Origin of the sequence: Bartonella bennetti (assembly GCF_045945445.1) — a bacterium.
Lineage (GTDB): Bacteria > Pseudomonadota > Alphaproteobacteria > Rhizobiales > Rhizobiaceae > Bartonella.
Window position 1 is genome coordinate 507,415 of sequence record NZ_CP174576.1, and the last position, 20,846, is coordinate 528,260.

The following is a 20,846-nucleotide window of genomic DNA, read 5'->3' on the forward strand; positions in this document are numbered from 1 at the left end:
TTTTTGAATTATTTGATAGAAATTTCAAATTATAACACAATAATATTAATATAAATTGTAATTATTCCAGGGGTATTGCGTGACAAGGTGATGCCCTTAGTGTATCGAAGACAAAAAGTACAAATGCTTTTTGGGAGATTATCAATGACATTAGCTCTTCGATATAAACGTGTCCTATTGAAAGTGTCTGGTGAAGCACTTATGGGAGGGCAAAGTTTTGGCATTGATGTTTCAGTTGTAGATCGTATTGCTACTGATATCGCTGAAGTGCGAGCAATGGGTGTAGAGGTTGCTATTGTAATAGGTGGAGGTAATATTTTTCGTGGGGTTGCTGTTGCTTCACGTGGTGGGGATCGTGTAACTGGTGATCATATGGGAATGCTTGCAACTGCTATTAATTCTTTGGCATTACGGACATCATTGACCAAATTAAGGATTGAATCAGTTGTATTATCGGCGATTGCTATGCCGCAAATTTGCGAAAGTTTTTCGCAGCGCAAAGCGATAAGCTATATGAATCAAGGAAAAGTTGTTATTTTTGCTGGTGGTACAGGTAATCCATTTTTTACCACTGATTCTGCAGCTACTTTACGTGCAGCAGAAATAGGTGCGGATGTGTTATTGAAGGGAACACAAGTAGATGGCATTTACTCTGCAGATCCTAAAGTAGACCCTATGGCTAAGCGTTTTGATCAATTAACGCATATTGAGATTTTGCAATGGGGGTTATCTGTTATGGATACAACAGCTGTGACTTTAGCACGTGAAAATAATGTACCCATTATTGTATATTCTATTCATGAAAAGGGTGGTTTAGCTAAGGTATTGAATGGAGAGGGACAATTTACGATAGTATCAGAATGAAAGTCATTTTCAGGATACAATGAAGGGAAACATAAATATGGATATAACACTAATTATGGATGATCTGAAACGTCGCATGGAGGGTGCTATTTCATCTTTTAAACATGAGTTAGGTAGTTTGCGCACTGGGCGAGCATCAGCTAGTTTATTGGAACATGTGACGGTTGAGGCTTATGGTTCTGTTGTCCCAATAAATCAAGTTGCTAATATTTCTGTTCCAGAATCACGGATGCTATCAGTCTCTGTATGGGATAAAACGATGATTGGGGCTGTTGAGCGTGCTATTCGTGATTCTGGTCTTGGTTTAAATCCTATTACTGATGGCATGAATTTGCGTATTCCTTTACCTGAATTAAATGAAGAACGCCGAAAAGAATTGGTAAAAATTGCATATCAATACACTGAGCAAGCCCGTATTGCAGCTCGCCATGTTCGTCGTGATGGTATGGATAACTTAAAGAAGTTAGAAAAGGAAGGAGAAATTGGACAAGATGAAGCGCGTAGTTTGTCTGAGAAAGTTCAAAAGCTTACGGATGAAACCATAGCTGAGATTGATAAAATTTTGGTTTTGAAAGAGACTGAAATTATGCAAATTTAGATTTTTTAGCATTAGATAAGGATATCACATTCTTACTTATACTGCCATTTGCTTCAGATAAAAAAAGGTAAAAATATATTATCTCGCATAATCTTTCAACTTTTGAGTAAGTTATTTATGATTGTGATAATAAAATATCTGAATATGAACAGAATATAAATCTCAAGCTTAATTATTTGTATCAGTAATAAACAGAAGTTTTTTAATTTTTTACATTGAGTAACATATCTAAACTGTATTTTATTTCAATTTTAATAGATAAAATTTTGAAGCAATTATAAACGATGATTGGTTTTGTAAGTGCTATTTTTTATCGAGTTTTATTATAATTATTAGTAAATCTTAGAAAAGTGCGAGTATAAAATATTGCGTAGCAAATTTTGGATATTATTTCTTCATTTGATTCTTCTTGTTTTATCGTTTGGAGGTTGTTTTGTCTAATCTTATGTCTCGCATTCTGACAGCCATTGTTTTGGGCGCTATTACTTTGTATCTAACATGGTATGGCGGGACTTTCTTTTCTTTGTTTACGTGGGGAATAGGTGGTTTTATTCTTTATGAGTGGATTGATATCACTGAAGAGAAGTGGAGCCTCTTACAAAAAATATTAGCTAGTGTTTTTTATTTTCTTTTTGGTTGCTTATTGATTGGCGGTGCGCCTGATTTATTACTTTTCAGTGTTTTAATGATTCTAGCAGTATTGTTAGCTCTTCCATCTATTGGAAATGCTGGTTGGATTTTTGGAGGATTTATATACGCATCTTTTCCAGTAGGGGCTTTGTCTTTTTTACGAGATTTTAGTACATTGGGTTTTTGGAGAGTGATTTTTTTATTTACAGTAGTATGGAGCACAGATATTGCTGCGTATTTCGGTGGTCGTGCGTTTGGCGGTCCTAAGTTAGCACCACGATTTTCTCCTAATAAAACATGGTCAGGGGCAATTGTCGGAACACTTGCTGGGCTTTCTAGTGGCATAGTGATTGTGATTTATGTTTTTGGTATCGGTGCAGTGGATTATTTTATATTCTCTCTTGCTTTAGTGTTATCCATTATTTCACAAATAGGTGATTTAGGGCAATCATGGTTTAAAAGGCGATTCTCTGTTAAAGATTCTGGTTTTTTATTACCTGGACATGGAGGGTTTATGGACCGTATGGATGGGTTAATTAGTGCTACTTGCCTTTTTTATATAATTGGCTCATTTATATTTAATATGAATATACCGTTAATCTTTTTTATATGATTTTATTGGAAAATGATACTTTGGAGTTTTTAAGTCATATACTTAATGTAAGTGATCTCTTTTTAAGAGGCTTATATGTTGTTTTTACCATTTTAATTATTGTTTTTGTACATGAGATGGGACATTATCTTATTGGAAGATGGTGTGGTATTCAGGCATCTGTTTTTTCGATTGGATTTGGACCAGAATTGCTGAATTATACAGATAAAAGGGGTACACGGTGGCGTTTAGGTTTTTTTTTCTTAGGGGGATATGTAAAATTTATTGAAGATAGTAACGAAATAATATCATCATCAAAATCATCTTCATCTACACCTGGTTCATTTATGGCTGCTCATGCTTGGAAAAGAGCGATGACGGTTTTTGCAGGACCCTTATTTAATGTTTTATTTACTATTGTTGTTTTAACATTTTTTTTCTTTTTTTATGGCCGTGTAGTTGTTGAACCCGTTGTTGGTTATCTAGAAAAAGATTCTCCTGCTATTCAAGCTGGTTTAATACCAGGTGATCGTTTTGTTGAAATGGATGGTAAACAGATTGAAAGTTTTGGAGATTTAGTAGCTTATGTAGCTTTGCACGGTCGAGATCCTATAGAATTTAAAATAGATCGTATGGGGCAAATTTTAACTGTAATAATTACACCTCAAGTAATCAAGCGGGATGATGGATTTGGCAATCAGGTTCAGGTCGGTATGATTGGTGTAAGAGCTCCTGTTGTTGGCGATAATCCTGAGCGTTTAGATCCAGTTTATAAGAAACATATTCACTATAATTGGATAGAATCAATAAAAGAATCATTAAGGCGTACAATATTGATTATTATCCAAACAATTTCTTTTTTTAGTCGCTTAATCGGTGGGCAAGAAGATCATTGCCAATTAAGTGGTCCTTCTAAAACTGTACAGATTGCTTGGAAAATTAGTGAAACAGGCTTTTCCTCTATGTTGTATTTTACAGCTTTTTTTTCAATTTGTATTGGCATTATTAATTTTTTTCCTATTCCACCGCTTGATGGTGGACATTTATTGTTTTATATTATTGAAGCTATAGTTGGTAAGCCAGTTCCAGCTAAAATTCAGGAAATTGCTTTTCGTATAGGATTTTTTACTGTCATCGTGTTTACGGTTTTTGCACTATTGAATGATTATTTTTGTGGTTTGGCTATTAGTTATGGAAAATATTTTACAAATTGAGGAATAATGAAGATTAAGAAGTTGTTTACTATATTCACAAAATGTTGTGGCGTAGTAGGCTATGGATAGTAATTTAAGTGCTAAATAGTTCCTAATAAAAGTTGTTGTAGCTTAATTTATTGGGCTATGTGTCTAGAAATAAAAGAGTATTAAGGTGAAGAGGCTAATGACTGCGAGTTCAAGATTTTTAAACGCAACATCTGCATTGGTGCTAGCTATAGTTGCAGTTGTTCCAGCAGCAGCTGTTATGTCAATTGCAACTGTTGAGGAAACACAGGCATCAATTGTTCATTCTATTGAAGTTCGTGGTAACAAGTATGTAGGTGCTCAGACTATTAGAGATAATATGAAAATTAAAGCTGGAAGAAATTTTTCTGAAGGTGATATTGATGCTGAAGTAAAACGCCTTTTTGAGCTAGGATTATTTTATGACATTAAAATAAATCAGGTAGGCAATAAGCTTGTGGTAGCTGTTAAGGAATATGAGACTGTTAATCAGGTACTCTTTCAAGGAAATAAAACATTTAAAGATCCTGATCTTAAGCGTTTTATTGCTCTGAAACAAAATGAAACTTTCAGTTCTGATAAGCTTTCAGCTGATATAAAAGTGATTCGTGAAGCATATAGGACTGTTGGTCGCAATAATGTTTCTGTTACAGTTCAAACTATTAATTTAGGTAAAGGACGTGTAAATGTGGTTTTCAATATTGTTGAAGGCCAGAGAACAAAAATTGCCGATATTACGTTTCAAGGGAATAAGACATTTGGAGTGCGTCGTTTGCGTGATGTGATTTTAACGAAGCCTTCAGGGATATTCTCATTATTATTGAAGGGTGATGTTTATACAGAAGATCGTCTAGCTGCTGATGAAGAGGCTCTCCGCCGATTTTATTATAGTCGTGGTTATGCTGATTTTCGTGTTGTTTCATCTAAGGCAGTTTATGATGAAAGCAATAATGCCTATAAAATTCATTTCATTCTTGATGAAGGGGCATGCTATAAAATTGGTGATATTCAGATTGAGAGCGATATTGAAGGGGTTGATACTGAGTCTCTAAAAAAGATTATAAAGACTCGTACAGGTGATGTTTATAATGTGGAGCATATTGAGCAGTCTGTAACACTTATTAATAATAAAGTTGCTGACTCTGGATATGCCTTTGCTAAGGTTGATCCAAGGGGAAACCGTAATTTTAAGAATCATACAATTTCAATTGTTTACAACATTGAGCAAGGCCCTCGAGCCTATGTTCAACGAATTGAGATACGTGGTAATGAAAAGACACGTGATTATATTATTCGGCGTGAACTTGATTTAAATGAAGGTGATGCTTACAATCAAACGTTGGTGCAACGTGCAAAACGTCGACTAGAATCTCTGGGCTTTTTTAAAGCAGTTAATATTTCAATGGTTCCGACGGATCAATCTGATCAGGTTACGTTGGTTATAGATGTAGTAGAAGTTCCAACAGGAGATCTTTCTTTCTCTGGAGGGTATACGACAGGTGGTACAAGTCCAGGTGTGTCACTTGAAGTATCTGTTACTGAGCGTAATCTCGGAGGGCGTGGCCAATATGTACGTTTGGGGTTAGGGGCTGGTCAAGAAAAGTCCCGTAATTATAATTTATCGTTTGTTGATCCCCATTTCTTAGGTTATCGTTCATCTGCTGGTCTTGATATTTTTCGCAGTACTTATCGTGCTGATAAAGCATATGATGTACGGCAAACAGGTGGCTCGCTTCGATTTGGGTTACCAATTAATGATCAATTATCTGCTAATTTAGCTTATTCTTATGTGCAAGAAGAATATGATTTTGGTGCACAATATGATTTAACTGATGATGAAGTTATAAGAGAATTGTACCAAAAATATTCTGGTGCAATCGTTCAAGCTGCTAAGCATAGTCCTTGGCATCGTTCATCTATTAGTTATGGTTTAACTTATAATTCTATCGATGATATGAGAAATCCTCATGATGGTATATATGCACGCCTTCTTCAGGAGTATGCAGGGCTTGGTGGAGATGCGCAGTTCCTGAAGACAACTGGTAAGGCAATGATGTACAAAACACTCTCTGATCGAATGGATGTTGTTGGTTTATTTTCTGTTGGTGCGGGTTATATATATGGAATAGGTGATAATGGTCTTCGTATTTTTGATATGTTTAAAAGCAACAATGATATGATTCGAGGTTTTAAGTATAATGGGATAGGGCCTCGCCAGATTTCTGAGCGGGGTGAAGTGTATTTCTTAGGGGGTACAACATATATGAATGGAACTGCTGAAGTGCAGTTTCCTATACCTATTGTGCCCGATAGTTTAGGATTCCGTGGTGCTGTATTTTTAGATGCTGCAACACTTTATGGCAATAATTATAAGCCTGTTCTGACAAATGAGACACCAGTTACAAATATCCATAGTTCATGGCGTACATCTGCGGGGGTTAGTTTAATGTGGGAATCTCCATTTGGTCCGCTTCGTTTTGATTATGCTTGGCCATTAACTAAGCAAGAAGGCGATAATGTGCAAAGTCTGAACTTTGGTATTTCTACCAAGTTTTAATTTGGATTTTCTCCAGGAGGGTAAACTTTAAGGGGAATTACATTAAACTGGGAGAGAAAGTGTTTTGATGGCGGATACATTTTTTTTTACGCCGTCTCGGCGGTTAACGGTTGCTGACCTAGTAAAGTTGACGGGTGCAAAGCTTCTTAATCCAGAGTTTTCTAATGCAGTTATAAATACTCTTTCTTCTGTTGAGAGTGCTAGGGAGGGTTCTCTTGTCTTTATAGAGAATCAAAAGCTTTCTGATGCTTTATTAGGGAGTTCTGCGGTTGCTGTTTTTTGTACGAGTGATATTGCTTTTAAAGTGCCTGAAACTATTGCAATTTTGGTGACATCTACGCCGCAACGTGATTTTGCTCAAGTGGGGCGTGTTTTATTTCCTGCTTCTGTTAGACCAATGCCTTGGTTCGGTCAAAAAGGAATTTCACCAGATGCTCATATTCATTCAAGTGCTAAGCTTGGAAATGATGTGTGTATTGAAGCGGGAGCTGTTATTGGTAGAAACGTTGAAATTGGTTCAGGTACTCTTATTTCATCAACAGCTGTTATTGGAGAAAATTGTCGTATCGGACGTGATTGCTATATTGCTCCTAAGGTAACGGTTCAATATTCTTTAATAGGTGATAGAGTTTATATTTATCCTGGTGTTTGTATTGGGCAAGATGGTTTTGGTTATGTTAGAAGTGCAGTTGGCGTTGAAAAAATTCCACATCTTGGTCGTGTGATAATTCAAGATGGTGTAGAAATTGGTGCAAACACGACGATTGATCGTGGTACATTTGATGATACAATCATTGGTGAGGGGAGCAAAATTGATAATTTGGTGCAGATTGCTCATAATGTAAAGATTGGTCGTTATTGTCTTATTGCTGCTCAATGCGGAATTGCTGGAAGCACATTTATAGGAGATATGTCTCAGCTCGGGGGAAGTGTTGGAATTGCGGATCATATCACAATAGGTGAATGTGTTCAGATTGCTGCTGGTAGTGGTGTTATGAATGATATTCCAGATGGAGAAAAGTGGGGAGGTAGTCCGGCCCGACCATTTAAACAGTGGTTTCGCGAAGTAGCAGCATTACGTAGTATCGGGAAAGTAAAAAGGGAGAAACGGTGATATGACCGATACTGAAGAGACTAAAAGTTTAGGGGCTATAGATATTGATAAATTGCTATCAATATTACCACATCGTTATCCATTTTTATTGATTGATCGTATAGTCGAAATTGATGGTGATCAAGGAGCTATTGGTATTAAAAATGTAACAATTAATGAACCACATTTTATGGGACACTTTCCTGAAAAACCAGTTATGCCTGGTGTTTTGATTTTAGAAGCTATGGCACAAACAGCAGGAGCGATTTCACTTTTGAGTTTAAATAGTACGGAATTAGGTTTAGTCTATCTTATGACTGTTGATAATGCGAAATTTCGTAAACCGGTTATACCCGGTGATCAACTGAAAATTCATGTCCAACTATTAAAAAAGCGGTCAAATATTAGACGTTTTTTATGTATTGCAAAAGTAGAAGATATTCGCGTTGCTGAAGCAGAAATTTCTGCGATGATTGTTGAATCAAAGTAAATTAGGAATTTTGGAATGTCTGATACAAAAATCCATCCAACTGCTTTTGTAGAAAAAGGAGCACAACTTGGTAAAAATGTATCAATAGGGCCGTTTTGTCATATTGGTCCAAAAGCTGTTATTGATGATGGATGTCATCTAATGAGTCATGTTGTAATAATGGGCGAGACAGTGATAGGTGCAAATAGTAAGATATTTCCTCATGCAGTTTTGGGTGCAGATCCGCAGAATAATAAACATAAAGGGGGGCGTACAACTCTTTTTATTGGTAAAAACTGTATGATTCGCGAAGGCGTTACGATGCATAGAGGTTCGGATTCAAGCTTAGGAACAACGGTTGTTGGTGATAATTGTCAATTCTTTTCTTATGCTCATGTTGCACATGATTGTTGTGTAGGGAATCATGTGACATTTGCAAATAATGCAATGATTGGCGGCCATGTTACGGTTGGTGATTATGTTATTATTGGTGGTGGTGCTGCTGTTCATCAGTTTGTTCGTATTGGACATCATGCATTTATTGGTGGTGTGTCTGCATTGGTTGGAGATTTGATTCCTTATGGAACAGCTGTTGGTGTACAAGCAAAACTTGCCGGACTAAATATTATTGGTATGAAGCGTGCTGGTCTTGCACGTAAAGAGATTCATGCTTTACGTCATGCAGTCTTTATGCTTTTTGATCGTAATAAACCGTTTAAAGAACGTGTTAATGATGTTTTTTCTTCTTATTCTACTTCGCAATCTGTAATTGATGTAATTAATTTTATTCAAGAAAAAGGAAAACGTTTTTATTGTACACCTAGATTTGAAGATAATATAATAAATTCAAATAAGGACTAAAAGTGCCTTTTTCTAATGTTAGAAGTTGTCTTTCCGGTAGAACTGCCATCATTGCTGGAAACGGTGTTTTACCTACAGTAGTTGCTCAAGAACTTGAAAAACGTGGACAAAATCCTTTTCTTGTTCTTTTGCGTGGTGAAGCCGATGTAGCACTTTATAGTTATGAGTATTGTGAACTATCAATTGTAGAATTAGCACGATTATTTAAAATTTTAAAAGCGACTGAAATTCGCAATGTTATTTTGGCAGGTGGTGTGAAAAAGCGTCCATCTCTTTTGCAATTGCGACCCGATTGGACAACTTTATCGGCTTTATCAAAGTTGTTTAAGGCATTGAGAAGTGGAGATGATACATTATTAAGAACCTTTATACGTATTCTGGAGGATCGTGGTTTTTGTGTTATTGGTGCTCATGAAATTGTACCAGATTTGCTTGCTCCAATAGAATTTAATTTAACAGTGCGACGTGCTACTCCCAAACAGAATGCTGATATTCTTTTGGCGGTTGAAGCAGCAAGGATTTTAGGTCGATTAGATATTGGACAAGCAGCTGTAGCTATTGATGGTCGAGTGGTTGCAGTAGAAGATTCAGAAGGAACTGATAATATGTTAAAGCGAGTCCAGGAAATGCGGGAAAAGAAGCAAATTTTGCCGCAAGGTGGTGTTCTTGTGAAATGTGTAAAACCACAACAAGATCACCGGGTGGATTTGCCATCAATTGGACCTACAACAGTAATTAATGCTGCCAAAAGTGGATTGTCTGGCATTGCAGTGGAAGCAAAGAAAAGTTTGATATTATCTTTGGAAAAAACGATAGAAGAAGCCAACAAACGTTCTTTGTTTATAGAAACATTTAGGACAACGGATAATGAATAATAGTTCTTTAAAAATTGCTGTTATTGCAGGTGAAGAATCTGGTGATTTGCTTGGAGCAGACTTAATTTCTTCTTTATCTAAACAGACAAGATGCAATATTCATTTGATTGGTGTTGGAGGCAGATATTTAGAAGCATTAGGCTTGAAAAGCTTTTTTAACTTTAATGATATTGCTTTAATAGGTTTAGGAGCAGTGTTAAAGAAACTGCCATTACTATTGATGCATATTCGTAATTTATCTAAGTTCATTGCACAGGAACAACCTGATTGTTTAATTATTATTGACAGTCCTGATTTTACTCATCGTGTTGCAAAAAGAGTACGCATTTTAGCGCCTTCTATTCCCATCATTCAATATGTTGCTCCAACTGTTTGGGCATGGCGGCCAGAACGTGCTAAAATTATGCGTAAATTTATTGATCATGTATTGGCAATTTTTCCTTTTGAAGAAAAGATTATAAAAGATTTGAATGGGCCAGCTACAACTTATGTTGGGCATCGTCTTTTAACCTACCCACCACTCTTAGCTGTTCAATCGAAAAAAAAACATTTATGTAATGAACAAATATTACAACCTACAGTTGTTGTTTTGCCAGGATCACGAAATTCAGAGATACGCAATTTGATGCCTATTTTTGGACAAGCAATAGAAATTGCCAAACAACGCATTCCTCATTTACATATTATTTTACCAACTTTACCACAGTTAGTAAATGAGATTCGTATTTTAGCTCAAGATTGGAAAAATGAGGTTGAGATTGTTGTTGGTGAAGATGCAAAATGGTCTGCTTTTGCAGAAGCTGACGTTGCACTTGCGGCGTTAGGAACAGTTTCACTTGAATTAGCACTGGCAAGAATTCCAATGGTTCTTTGCTATAAACTTGATTATTTTTCTAAATTATTTTTTTTTTCAAAAGTATTACTATGGAGTTCTGCTCTTCCAAATATTATTGCTGATAAGCCTGTTGTTTCGGAATATTTTAATGAGTTTTTGCGACCTGGTATGTTAGCAAGGCAGATAGAACAACTCTTACATAACCATTTATTACGACGTGTACAATTTGACTCTTTTGATATAATAGAGACGAAAATGAAAACAAAAATGCCATCAGGAGACATTGCTGCTCAAACCATTATACGCTTTCTTAAGGAAAAAACAGAACGTTTAAAATTGTTGATACCATAATGTTTATGGTTAGTGTTTGATTTTAGCCAGAAAATCACGAGCACGTTGGCTTTTAGGATTAGTAAAAAATGTGCTTGATATTGTGTCTTCGATAATTTTTCCGTTTTCTAAAAAGAGTATCCTTTCTGAAACTTTGCGAGCGAAACCCATTTCATGGGTAACACAAAGCATTGTTATTCCGGTATTTGCTAGTTGCGCCATAACCTCTAAGACTTCTCCAACGCTTTCTGGATCAAGTGCTGATGTCGGTTCATCGAAAAGCATTATTTGAGGTTCCATACAAAGAGCACGTGCTATAGCTACACGCTGTTTTTGTCCACCAGATAGTTGTAAAGGATACTTATTACAATGTTTTTCAACGCCAACTTGCGTAAGATAATGGATTGCTTTTTCTGTTGCCTGTTGTTTAGAAAGTCTTTGAACTGCTATAGGTGCTAAGATACAATTTTGTATAACAGTCATATGGGGAAATAAATTAAAGTTTTGAAAAAGCATTCCTATTGTGCGTAAAACACTTTTTTGCTGTTGTATGGGAGCTTTATTAATATCAACATTGTGAACTAAGATTGAGCCCTCTTGTGCTTGTTCTAGTTGATTAATACAACGAATTAAAGTTGATTTTCCTGATCCTGAAGGGCCACAAATAACAATACGTTCGCCAGTTTGTATATCTAAATTGATGTCGCATAGTACCTGAAAGTCCCCATACCATTTATTTAAGTGGCGGATAGAGATAATTAAGCTTTTTGCATTATCAATAGGATGATTATTTTTATTTTCTAGATTCATTTTTTATTCTCTCAATTGATGAATAAATCAATTAATTTAATATCTTGATTAGGGTGAAGAATTTTTATAATTATTTTTATCTATCGTAAATATCGGGTTAGATAGTGTTCAATTAGAATAATAACTCGATGAATAAACTCGACGATAATAAGATAAATAATAGCAGCCCAAACGTAAACTTGAAAATCAAAAGTACGTGAGTAGATTAGTTTAGTTGTACCCATTAAATCATAGACAGTTACGAGTGAAGCAATAGCACTAGATTTGGTCATTAAAATAAATTCATTTCCTAAGGGGCGTAATGCTGCTACCATTGCTTGTGGAAAAATAATTTTGAAAAATGTTGTAGAGCGATTCAGTCCTAAAGCTTTTGATGCTTCTCGTTGTTCTGTTGCTACTGCTAGCAAGCTTCCTCTAAAGATCTCAGCTTGATAGGCAGAAGAATTAAGCGAAAAAATAAAAAGACAGCAATACCAAGCATTTTGAAAAAACCACCATAAACCAATTTGTTGCCAGAAGCTGCTCAATGATCCAAGTCCATAGTAAAAAAGAAAGAGCTGTGCCAATAAAGGAGAACTGCGAAAAAAGTAGATATAAGCACGTGCCAAATATTGTAAGGGTTTATTGTTAGATACACGTATGAATGTAACTAATATACCAAGAAGAAGTCCTATTGAACAAGAAATAGAAACAAGTTTCAAAGTAACAATAAAGCCATCAAATAATTTTAAGCTATAACGGCTTAAAAGTGCAGGATTAAAAAGAAAATAGAGCCATTCAGGAATCATTAGATCAGTACCTTTTATATCCTACTTGAGTGCATGTTATCTAGATAATGTAAAATTGTGGAAGAAACTGCTGAAAACAATAGATAGAGTAAGCATGCTACAAGATAAAACAGAATAGGCTCATTAGTTGCTGTAGCAGCTAAATTAGTTTGTCGCATGAGATCAAGAAGTGAAATAGTCGAAACAAGAGATGTATCTTTAAGCAGAGTAAGCCAATTGTTAGAAAGTCCTGGTAAAGCATTGCGGAGAAGTTGAGGAAAAACAACCCGGAAAAACGTTGTCGAGCATGAGAGACCTAAAACTTGAGCTGCTTCATATTGGCTTTTATCAAATATATTAAATGCCGCAAGCCAAACTTCACAAGAAAAAGCTGCAAAAACCACACTGAATGCAATAATACCAGCAATAAAAGCATTAATACTAAATATTATGTCAATATTTAAGAAATCAAATATAGCTTGAATAAAGTTTTGTAAGCCATAATAAACAAAAAACAATGTTAAAATTTCTGGTAGCCCGCGAAATACCGATGAAAATAAAGTCGCTGTAACTTTAAGTATTTTGATATTGGATTGAATCATTATTGCATTCATAAGCCCTAAAGGAAGTCCTAAAATTAGGCAGCACAGAGCTAATGATAATGTCATTCCTGCACTTGTAAGTATTACCACACCCCACCCACCATTGCTAAATGATAGCAATGATAAACTGTCAATCATCTCCATTCTCCTAATAAAGATTTGAGTAGTTACTTGCTGAAAATGTAAATCATTTGCTCAATTTGTAATTAATTTTATATTTAATAAGTATCACTTGGGAAGTATTTTTTAGTAATTTTATCATATGTTCCATCATCACGAATTGCTTTTATGGCTTTATTGAACTGGTTTTTAAGATCGTCGTTGTTTTGGCGTATAGCAATTGCAATAGGAAGTTGAGTTCCTTTAATACTTCCTAAAAAGTGGCAACAATCCTTTCCTTTGTTTTTAAACCAATCTAATATTTGTAATTTATCAAGAATAACAATATCAAGGCGATTACTTAACAAATCGCGTATTACTTCTTTTGTTGTGGGATAAAATTTAATGTTGACTCCTTTAGATGCATAATGGTTTTCCGCGTATATAGCTTGTGTTGTGTTTAATTGTACACCAAGATTTTTTCCTTTAAATGCTTCTGCTGAGATTTCTTTAATTTGTGAGTCTTTAAGAACAATTACAGCTAATTCTGTGCTGTAATAAGCATCTGTGAAGTCAATTTTTTTTAGCCGCTCTTGTGTTGGGGATAGGGACGCAATAATAGCATCATATTTTTGAGCAAGAAGACCGAGAATAATTCCATCAAAATCTTGAATGGTGATGACGCATTCAATTTTCATTTTTTTGCAAAGTGCATGAGTTATATCAATATCAAAACCATGAAGTTTATTATTTGAGTCAATATAACTGAATGGAGGATAGGAACCTTCAGTTGCAATTTTCAACGTTTTAGCATGAGCTAACTGGGAAAATAGTGTTGCACTTATTATGAAGGCCGCAGCCAATAATTTCATTATCCTCTCCTATGAGGTGCACAAAAAGATACTACGCTATTACATATTTTATAATCTGTAAGCTTTATGAAGAGCAATACAAAAATTTATTGGTATTTATTTTTGTTATAATCATAACAAGTTTTTATTATATTAGGAGCGTATAATATACGCACAGGAAAAAGTTCACAGTAAGTAAAATATGAATTGTATTTTCATTATCTTTATACAAGAATTATTTTAAATTATTCAATTTGTTTTCATTAATGATGCGATAGCTTGATATTTTGAGAATGGCTGAGAACATATTCTATTATGTCATGATAACATGCTTTTAATTCTGTCAGCTCAAATTTAGCAAGAAACATGTAAAAAGCATAGAAAATACGATAAATAAGTTTGTGAGTAGTGAAACATAGATAAAAAGCAATGATAGAATAGATTTACTAGCGCAACAATCATTTTTTAATAAGGTAATTAAAACTCTCCATGGCTTGAAGCAGTTTGTATTGCTGTTTTGTTATTGACATGTTGACATTGCATCTTTTCAAAGACTTTTGGTTTATTGGCACGCAATTTAAGCCGTTGCTAAGTAAGAGTTAGACGTAATATAATAAAACCTTATTTTAAATCTTAAACTTCATATGACGTCTCTATGTTTTAAAAAATAGAAAGAGCCATTAAAAATGAGAGTGGTAATTTGAAGAAAATACAAAAAAATAAAGCCCCAATAAATTAAGGCTTTATTGATTGATTTTTTATTTTTTTGAATTCGTACGGTTATTTATCGGGATATATTCGCGTGCTGCAGGACCTGTATACAGTTGGCGTGGACGGCCAATTTTTTGTGCTGGGTCTTCAATCATTTCTTTCCATTGTGCAACCCAGCCAACACTGCGCGCTAACGCAAAGAGAACAGTAAACATTTCAGTTGGGAATCCTAAAGCTTTTAATGTAATACCAGAATAAAAATCAACATTAGGATAAAGCTTTTTTTCAATAAAGTATTCATCATTTAGAGCAATTTTTTCAAGTTCCATAGCAATATCAAGAAGTGGATCATCTTGAATATTGAGTTCTTTTAAGACTTCATGGCAGGTTTGCTGCATGATTTTCGCACGTGGATCATAATTTTTATAGACACGGTGACCAAAACCCATAAGACGGAAACGATCATTTTTATCTTTTGCACGTGCAATAAACTCAGGAATTTTTTCAACAGTGCCTATTTCTTGCAGCATTTTTAGACACGTTTCATTAGCACCACCGTGCGCTGGTCCCCAAAGACATGCTACACCTGCTGCTATACACGCAAATGGATTAGCTCCTGATGAACCAGCAAGACGTACTGTTGATGTAGATGCATTTTGTTCATGATCTGCATGAAGGGTGAAAATTCGGTCCATAGCTCGAGCAAGCACTGGATTAATTTTATATTCTTCGCAAGGAACGGAAAAGCACATGTGAAGGAAATTTGCAGCGTAACTTAGATCGTTACGCGGATAAACAAATGGTTGCCCAATACTATATTTATATGCCATCGCAGCAAGAGTTGGCACTTTGGAAATAAGACGAATAGAAGCAATCATTCTCTGCTGGGAATCTGTAATGTCAATGGAATCATGATAGAATGCAGACATCGCTCCAAGGCAAGCAACCATAACAGCCATAGGATGAGAATCACGACGAAAGCCATGGAAAAATCTTGCAAATTGTTCATGTACCATTGTGTGTTGCATAATACGCTGATCAAAATCAATTTTTTCTTGTTTGGTTGGTAATTCTCCATAAAGCAAAAGATAGCAGCTTTCGAGAAAGTCTCCTTTTTCAGCGAGCTGATCAATAGAATAACCACGATAAAGTAAGATTCCTTTGTCACCATCGATATACGTGATTTTTGACTCACAAGAGGCAGTTGAGGTAAAGCCAGGATCATAAGTAAAGGTGTCAGTTTCTTTATAAAGAGAGGTAATCTCGATGACATCAGGGCCAATAGTACCTTTACGGATAGGTAATTCTATTTTTTTACCATTGACAGTCATACATGCTTTATTTTCGGACATTAAATATTTCCTTTCAGTGCTGCCATTTTTTAAAATTAATATGCTGTTTTATTCGCTATGGCAATTTATAGTTAAAGCTTTTCCTACTTATATTAAGAATATATTGACTCTAAAATTTTGTTTAGGCAATCTAAAATATTGTTTAGTATAGTTTTTTTTAAATATTTATTTCAATTTTTTAAATTAAAAAACAATTTTATTTTTCATTAAGAGAATTATACTTTAATTTTGCTAGTTTTATATATATTCATTAATATGCTGTTCAGGTAATTTGGTCGTTGATGCGGTTAAGAGACTCATCTTTTCCTAATAAGATAAGCATATCAAAAATTCCTGGTGATGTTACGCGTCCTGTGAGAGCCGCTCGAAGTGGTTGAACAACAGCTCCAAATTTAAGTTCTTGTATTTGTGCATAATGTCGGATGGTTTTGTTCAAAGTGTTTGCATCCCAATTTGGGCACGATGTTAGGACAGGATAAATTCCTTTTAAAATAGTCCGACCATTTTCATTTAAGAGTGTTTTTGCTTGTTCATCAAGAGGTAACGGTCGTTGTGCGAAGATAAATGATGCGTCATTAATAAGTTCAAGTAATGTTTTTGAACGTTCTTTTAGAGTTGGTATTGCAGCTAGAAATTGAGCACGACATTTTTCATCAATTTGTTTTGTTATTTTTAATTCATTTGCATTTTCCTGTAAAATATTAAGAGCAGCATCACATAGATTTTCATCATTACTTAGACGCATATAATGTCCGTTGATGGCATCTAATTTTTTGAAATCAAAACGGGCAGCACTTTTATTGATATCATCAATATCAAACCAAGCAATCATATCTTCTATTGAAATAATTTCGTCATTACCATGGCTCCAACCTAGACGAATAAGGTAATTGAGCAAGGCAGCGGGGAGATACCCCATTTTTCGATAAGCATCAATACCTAGTGCGCCATGCCTTTTTGATAATTTTGCACCGTTTTCACCATGGATGAGCGGAATATGGGCCATAATAGGAATATCCCATCCCATTGCATTGAAGATAATTGCTTGTCGAGCTGCATTTGTAAGATGGTCATTACCGCGGATAATATGTGTTATCCCCATATCATGATCATCAACAACAACGGCGTGCATATAAGTTGGAGAACCATCAGAACGTAAAATGATAAAATCGTCTAGATCTTTATTAGGAAAGCGAATATCACCTTGCACACGATCGTGCAAAATCGTTTCTCCATCTTGTGGAGCTTTAATTCGAATAACAGGTTTAATTCCTTTGGGGGCTTCAGCAATATCACGGTCACGCCAGCGCCCATCGTAGCGTGGTGGTAAGCCTTTTGCAAAGGCATTTTCTCGCATTTCAGCTAATTCTTCAGGTGTTGCATAGCAATAATAAGCTTTGCCATTTTTTACGAGTTGTTCAGCGACTTGACGGTGACGCTCTGCTCGTTTGAATTGCGAAATGGGATCTCCTTCATAGTGAAGTCCCATCCAGTGCAGACCCTCTATGATAGCTTTAACTGCAGCTTCTGTTGAACGCTCTCGATCTGTATCTTCAATACGTAAAAGCATTTTTCCTCCAGTATGTTTCGCATAAAGCCAATTAAAAAGTGCGGTACGAGCGCTACCAATATGAAGGAAGCCTGTAGGTGATGGTGCAAAACGGGTAATAACAGACACAGATCTTATCCTCTAAAATTGAGATGTTATTTATGATATTTTATTGAAGAACTATGTTAACATAGGTATTAGGGTGTGCAATAGCCGCGTTGCAAGTAAAGTGGGGATTTGCGGATGTTAGATCAAAATAAAGTTGAAGATGATCTATCAAAAGGTCTTTTCTCACAGAGCAAACGTCTTATTTTGATACAGAAGGGTGATCGGTCTGTTATTGATGGTGCAAGCAATGCTACCTATAATGGGAAAGAGGATTCTCTATTTTCTTTTTTAAAGGAAAAAGTAGTTTTTTTATGGAAATGGCTGATAGATTGCATAAACAAGGAAATTTCTTTTGGACTACTTTTCTCATTAATTTTGGTATTTTTTTGTACGGGTATTATTTTTTATTTCAGTTTAGAGCAAGAACCAAGTTGGAAACAATTTGTTGTATTGATTACTATATTCCTTGGCATGTTATATGTTTTACGGTGTTATCAGAAAATATGGATTATAACTGGATTTCTATTTTGTATTGTATTAGGCGCTTTGGCAGCAAAAATAGAAACATGGCGTATGTCTACGCCAATGTTGAGCTGCGATGTTATAACCATGCTAACAGGACGAATTGTTTCTATTAAGTCTGTAGGAAAAGGGGGATTTCGTTTAAAAGTAGATGTTTTGAAGACAGAACGACCTACTTTACCCTATAAGCTCAATCGAGTGCATTTAGTCGCAAAGTCTTTACCATATGGGTTAACTCCTGGAGACGGCTTATATGGAAAAGTAAAGCTTCGTGCTTTATCTGGAGCAATACGTCCAGGAAGTTATGATTTTAGTTTTCATAATTATTTTAAAAGAATTGGTGCTCAAGGATTTTATTTAGGAAAACCAAAAAAGATATCAGTTTTTCAGTCTAATACGATGTTAGGAAAAGTTTTACAAAAAATTGAAAATTTACGCATACAAATGACTGAAAAAGTTAGTAAAGCAATTGGTGGGGAAGAAGGAAGAGTTTCTGCTGCTTTAATAACAGGACAGAGAGGGGGGATTTCAAATAATACTAATGAAGCATTACGTATAGCTGGATTGGCACATATCTTATCAATATCAGGTTTGCATATGGCTTTACTGAGTGGCGTGGTTTTTGTTATTGTACGGAGCTTTTTTGCATTTTTTCCAGTCTTTTCATCTTATTACTCAGTTAAAAAAATTGCTGCCATTGCTGCATTAATAGTTACAGCTTTTTATTTGATATTATCTGGTTCAAATATTGCAGCACAAAGAAGTTTTTTAATGGTTGCTGTTATGTTAACTGCTATATTATGTAACCATTCTGCTATAACAATGCGTAATTTTGTTATTGCTGGTTTAGTAACTGTAGCTATAAGTCCGCATGAGATATTAGGGCCTAGCTTTCAAATGTCATTTTCTGCAACTGCGGCTTTGATTGCTGCTTTTGCTTGGTGGAGTGAGGGGCATTTTTCTTACAAAGGAAATACAGCCCCTTCTTATGTTGGAGGAAGGGTACTTCGTTTTGTCTTTTTATCAGTTGTTTCGACTTGCATATCCTCATTGATTGCTGGTTCTGCAAGTGGGATTTACGCAGCTTATCATTTTTCTAATGTAGCTCTTTTAGGTATTATCAGCAATGTTTTAGCTTTCCCTATTGTATTAATTTTCATCATTCCATTTGGACTACTCTCAGTTTTTTCAGTGTTTTTAGGCCTTGAATGGTGGCCATTACAGGTTATGGGATTTGGTACGAGCCTTATGATAAAAATTGCTTATGCTGTAAAAGCTATTTCTCCTGTTTTAAATCCTGGATTTATGCCGTTATCTGCATTGATTTTATTAAGTATCGGTTTAGTTGGGCTCGCTTTTTTAAAAACAGCTATTAGATTCTTTTTTGGTTTCTTTATTTTAGGAGGTATTTTAGTTTGTATGATACAGTCACCTGTACAGTTAATCATAGCAGATAATATGAAAATTGTGGGTGTTCTCAATGACGATATATTATATATTGATCGTTATCATCCTTCTAAGTTTACGATATCTCTATGGGAAAAATCGTTTCGCATCAATAAAACTATTAAACCAACAAAGATTGGTCCATCTCTCAAAGGACAATTTACTTGCGATGATAACATCTGTACAACTTTATTAGAAAATGGATTTAAAATTGCTATCTTATATGGAGAAACAGATCACTGTGTAAAAGCAGATATTATAATTAGAAAACATGCAACAAGTAATCGAGCATGCGATACAACAAACGCAATAATATTTACACCTCAACAATTATTATCGCGAGGGAGTGTTATACTTACTAAAAATAAAAACACTCTTTGGTCTTCTGCAGGTTTTCATAGACCATGGAATATTCATAGAAAAAGCTTATAAAGATTAGCTAATTTACAGCCTCTATAATAAATTTATAATAGCCTTTTCACAGATAAGACAATGGTTTTTTAGCATTCACATTCAGTAGAACTCGCATTGAGCTGACTATATTTCTCTTCTCCCATTGTGTTAAAAAGCTGAAGCTGAGTTTCAAGAAAATCAATGTGATTCTCCTCGTCTTCAAGCAATTCATCAAATAACTTCTTTGAGATATGATCAGAAAGCTTAGCACAAATTTCACGTGATTTTAAATAAAATTCTCGAGCTTCATATTCACTTGCAAGATCACATTCTAAAATATTTTTGAGGGTTTTTCCAATACGTAATGGCCCAGAAGATTGAATATTTGGATGTCCTTCAAGAAAAGTAATACGTTTAACGAGTTTATCTACATGTTCCATTTCTTCTATAGATTCTTTATGTTCTATTTTGGCTAATTTGATATAGCCCCAGTTTTCTATAAGAGAAGAATGCAACAAATATTGATTAACAGCACTAAGCTCAAGAGAAAGGGCTTTATTGAGCTGCTCTATAACTTGTGGGTGACCTTTCATAGTATTCTATTGTCCTATTTTTGTAGTACTAGATACGACTAATACAAGAAATGATACTTTAATATATTGCTTTGATTAAGTGTCGGCTAATCTTCTTTATCCTTAATGTTAAAGATCCG

Annotated in this window: 17 protein-coding genes and 1 pseudogene; 11 read left to right on the plus strand and 7 right to left on the minus strand. The window is 35.0% G+C overall.

Annotated elements, in window-relative coordinates:
• Positions 1-144: 144 nt before the first annotated feature.
• The 10 genes from pyrH (at position 145) to lpxB (ending at position 10,945) form a co-directional block, all read left to right on the plus strand.
• Positions 145-864 carry a UMP kinase gene (gene pyrH / locus ACJTDF_RS02310; RefSeq protein WP_407965965.1) on the plus strand — a complete coding sequence of 240 codons (720 nt, stop codon included), beginning with the start codon at positions 145-147 and terminating at the stop codon, positions 862-864.
• A 37-nt stretch (positions 865-901) separates the two neighbouring features.
• Positions 902-1,462, plus strand: coding sequence for a ribosome recycling factor (gene frr, locus ACJTDF_RS02315; protein WP_407965966.1), 561 nt, complete (start codon positions 902-904; stop codon positions 1,460-1,462).
• 433 nt (positions 1,463-1,895) lie between these two features.
• Positions 1,896-2,705 carry a phosphatidate cytidylyltransferase gene (locus ACJTDF_RS02320; protein WP_407965967.1) on the plus strand — a complete coding sequence of 270 codons (810 nt, stop codon included), beginning with the start codon at positions 1,896-1,898 and terminating at the stop codon, positions 2,703-2,705.
• A gap of 20 nt (positions 2,706-2,725) precedes the next feature.
• Positions 2,726-3,898 carry an RIP metalloprotease RseP gene (rseP, locus tag ACJTDF_RS02325; protein ID WP_407966199.1) on the plus strand — a complete coding sequence of 391 codons (1,173 nt, stop codon included), beginning with the start codon at positions 2,726-2,728 and terminating at the stop codon, positions 3,896-3,898.
• Positions 3,899-4,064: 166 nt separating this feature from the next.
• Positions 4,065-6,461 (plus strand): outer membrane protein assembly factor BamA, encoded by a 2,397-nt coding sequence (gene bamA / locus ACJTDF_RS02330; RefSeq protein ID WP_407965968.1) that lies wholly within the window; start codon positions 4,065-4,067, stop codon positions 6,459-6,461.
• Between the two features lie 67 nt (positions 6,462-6,528).
• Positions 6,529-7,575, plus strand: a complete 1,047-nt coding sequence (gene lpxD / locus ACJTDF_RS02335) for a UDP-3-O-(3-hydroxymyristoyl)glucosamine N-acyltransferase (protein WP_407965969.1) — start codon at positions 6,529-6,531, stop codon at positions 7,573-7,575.
• 1 nt (position 7,576) lies between these two features.
• A complete protein-coding gene (gene fabZ, locus ACJTDF_RS02340) occupies positions 7,577-8,044 on the plus strand; it encodes a 3-hydroxyacyl-ACP dehydratase FabZ (protein WP_407965970.1) in 468 nt (155 codons plus the stop codon).
• A gap of 15 nt (positions 8,045-8,059) precedes the next feature.
• Entirely contained in the window at positions 8,060-8,884 is an 825-nt protein-coding gene (gene lpxA, locus ACJTDF_RS02345; protein WP_407965971.1) for an acyl-ACP--UDP-N-acetylglucosamine O-acyltransferase, read from the plus strand.
• Positions 8,885-8,886: 2 nt separating this feature from the next.
• A complete protein-coding gene (locus ACJTDF_RS02350) occupies positions 8,887-9,759 on the plus strand; it encodes an LpxI family protein (protein WP_407965972.1) in 873 nt (290 codons plus the stop codon).
• A complete protein-coding gene (lpxB, locus tag ACJTDF_RS02355) occupies positions 9,752-10,945 on the plus strand; it encodes a lipid-A-disaccharide synthase (protein ID WP_407965973.1) in 1,194 nt (397 codons plus the stop codon). The genes ACJTDF_RS02350 and lpxB overlap by 8 nt, the downstream gene beginning before the upstream one ends.
• 9 nt (positions 10,946-10,954) lie before the next feature.
• Here the strand turns inward: lpxB and ACJTDF_RS02360 are convergent, their stop codons facing one another.
• The 6 genes and pseudogenes from ACJTDF_RS02360 to gltX form a co-directional block, all read right to left on the minus strand.
• Entirely contained in the window at positions 10,955-11,734 is a 780-nt protein-coding gene (locus ACJTDF_RS02360; protein ID WP_407965974.1) for an amino acid ABC transporter ATP-binding protein, read from the minus strand.
• An 80-nt stretch (positions 11,735-11,814) separates the two neighbouring features.
• Entirely contained in the window at positions 11,815-12,522 is a 708-nt protein-coding gene (locus ACJTDF_RS02365) for an ABC transporter permease (RefSeq protein ID WP_407965975.1), read from the minus strand.
• Positions 12,523-12,526: 4 nt separating this feature from the next.
• A pseudogene (locus tag ACJTDF_RS02370) lies at positions 12,527-13,241 on the minus strand (ABC transporter permease).
• 80 nt (positions 13,242-13,321) lie between these two features.
• Positions 13,322-14,074: a transporter substrate-binding domain-containing protein gene (locus ACJTDF_RS02375; protein ID WP_407965976.1), complete on the minus strand. Its 753-nt coding sequence runs from the start codon at positions 14,072-14,074 to the stop codon at positions 13,322-13,324.
• A 737-nt stretch (positions 14,075-14,811) separates the two neighbouring features.
• Positions 14,812-16,116 (minus strand): citrate synthase, encoded by a 1,305-nt coding sequence (gene gltA, locus ACJTDF_RS02380; RefSeq protein WP_407965977.1) that lies wholly within the window; start codon positions 16,114-16,116, stop codon positions 14,812-14,814.
• A 262-nt stretch (positions 16,117-16,378) separates the two neighbouring features.
• A complete protein-coding gene (gene gltX / locus ACJTDF_RS02385) occupies positions 16,379-17,794 on the minus strand; it encodes a glutamate--tRNA ligase (RefSeq protein WP_407965978.1) in 1,416 nt (471 codons plus the stop codon).
• Positions 17,795-17,908: 114 nt separating this feature from the next.
• Here gltX and ACJTDF_RS02390 point away from each other — a divergent pair, with 114 nt between their 5' ends.
• Complete coding sequence (locus tag ACJTDF_RS02390) at positions 17,909-20,173, plus strand: ComEC/Rec2 family competence protein (protein ID WP_407965979.1); 2,265 nt, start codon at positions 17,909-17,911, stop codon at positions 20,171-20,173.
• A gap of 68 nt (positions 20,174-20,241) precedes the next feature.
• On the opposite strand, the gene bfr is transcribed toward ACJTDF_RS02390, so the two are convergent.
• Entirely contained in the window at positions 20,242-20,727 is a 486-nt protein-coding gene (bfr, locus tag ACJTDF_RS02395; RefSeq protein WP_407965980.1) for a bacterioferritin, read from the minus strand.
• Between the last annotated feature and the right edge of the window lie 119 nt (positions 20,728-20,846).